Annotated in this window: 1 protein-coding gene; it reads left to right on the forward strand. The window is 71.6% G+C overall.

Annotation, left to right across the window (positions count from 1 at the left end):
• Nucleotides 1-1970 (forward strand): type VI secretion system Vgr family protein (locus tag IB227_RS18385; protein ID WP_192288566.1); only part of this gene is annotated, 1970 nt, incomplete at both ends.

The raw sequence follows: 1970 nt of genomic DNA on the forward strand, positions 1-1970 counted from the left end.
ACCGAATCCAGTGACAGCATCCAGTTGTTGGGCCGGCAGCGGCAGCTGACCAGCACGCGCGTGAGCGTGCTCAGCGATGACTACCGCCGGGTGAGCAGCATCGCGCGGCAGTTGCCGGTGGATGGCGGTGGCACGCAGTCACAGCGCGAGCACTACGACCCGGCCGGTGCCTATGCCTTCGCCGATGGCGCCACGGCCGATCATTACGCGCAGCTGCAGGCGCAGGTGCTGGAAGCCCACAGCCGGTGCTGGCACGGGCAGGGCAGCGTGCGTGGGTTGCAGTCCGGCACCTGGGTGCGGGTGCAACAGGCGCCGTTTGCCGAATCGCCGGAGCTGCTGCTGGTCGCGGTGGAGCACACCGGCATCAACAACCTGCCGACCGACCTGCGCAGGAGCGTGGAGACGACGCTGGGTGCCGTGTTGATGGACGGCAGTACGACCAGTTGGGCTTCGGCCGAGAAGGTGGGCTACGGCAACACCTTCACCGCCGTGGAGCGGACGCTGCCCTGGCGGCCCCAGCTGCACGATGCCACCGGCGCGCGCCTGAACCCCCGGCCGACCGCGCCGGGCTACCAGACCGCCATCGTGGTGGCCGGCCACGACGGTGGCGGGCAGGACGTCCATGCCGACAGCCTGGGACGGATACGCGTGCGTTTCCATTTCCAGGATGCGCAGGGCGATACCACCTGGCTGCGGGTGGCCCAGCGCTACGCCGGGCCGGGCGTGGGCAGCCAGTTCCTGCCGCGCATCGGCCAGGAAGTGGTGGTGGGGTTCCTGGAAGGCGACATCGACCGGCCCATCGTGCTGGGCGCGCTGTACAACGGCCGCGGCGAAGCGGGCGTGGCGCCGACCCCGGCCGGGGCCGAGGGCGAGACGGATCGCGCGATCTACGGGCAGGCCGGGGACCAGCGCAGCAGTGCGCAGGGCAACCTGAGCGGTGGCCACGCCCCGGCCTGGCATGCCGCCGGCGGGGGTGACGATGCGCACCGGCACGCCGGTGCGGTGTGGGGCATCCGCTCACGCGAATGGGACGGCGGGCAGGGCAGCAATCACCTGCTGTTCGATGACTCGGACCAGCAGCTGCGGGTGCAGCTGGCCAGCAGCCAGCAGACCTCGCAGCTGACGCTGGGCCACCTGCGCCACCAGTCGGACAACTTCCTGGGCAGCCTGCGCGGCACCGGCTTCGAGCTGCGCACCGACGGCTGGGGAGCGGTGCGTGCGACGGCGGGCAGCTGGTTCAGTGCGTATGCGCATGACGGTGCACAGCCGGTGGGCGAGGCGGTGCAGCCGTCGGCCCTGCTCAAGCAGGTGAACCAGCTGGGCCAGCGCTTCAGCGAAGCGGCGCGGACCCACCTGACCAGCCCGTTGGCGCTGCAGGAAGGTGCGCGTGGCAAGGCGCGCTCGCAGCTGATCGCCGACAAGGCGCCGCTGGCGGCGCTGCAGGACAGCGTCAACACCACGGTACGTGGCGATGGCTACGGCGAGGCCCGAAGCGAGGCCGCCGAGCGGCAGGCGCAACCCGGCGCAGGGCGGGTGCCGCACAGCGGTGATCCGCTGCTGGGCCTGGCCGCGCCGGCGGGCATCGCCCAGGTGGCCGGGCAGGCGCTGCACTGGACGGCCGGTGAAGGGCTGCTGCTGGCCAGCGGCGAGCACAGCGACACCACGGTGATGGGTGATGCGCGGCTGCATGCCGGGCAGGCGGTCGGGATGCTGGCGGCCGCGGTCGACGGTGGCGTGAAGGAAGGCAACGCGTTGAGCGTGGTCACCGGTGCCGGCGAGCTGGACGTGCAGGCGCAGAACGACAAGGTGCAGATCCAGTCGCGGCAGGCGCTGCGCGCGGCCAGTGCGCAGGGCGTGGTGGAGCTGGCGGCCGGCAAGACGATCCACATCGCCACCGCCGGTGGTGCGAGCGTGACGATCGAGGGCGGCAACATCAGCTTCAACTGCCCGGGAAAGATCACCGTGCATGC

Source organism: Stenotrophomonas sp. STM01 (assembly GCF_014852135.1).
Lineage (GTDB): Bacteria > Pseudomonadota > Gammaproteobacteria > Xanthomonadales > Xanthomonadaceae > Stenotrophomonas > Stenotrophomonas capsici.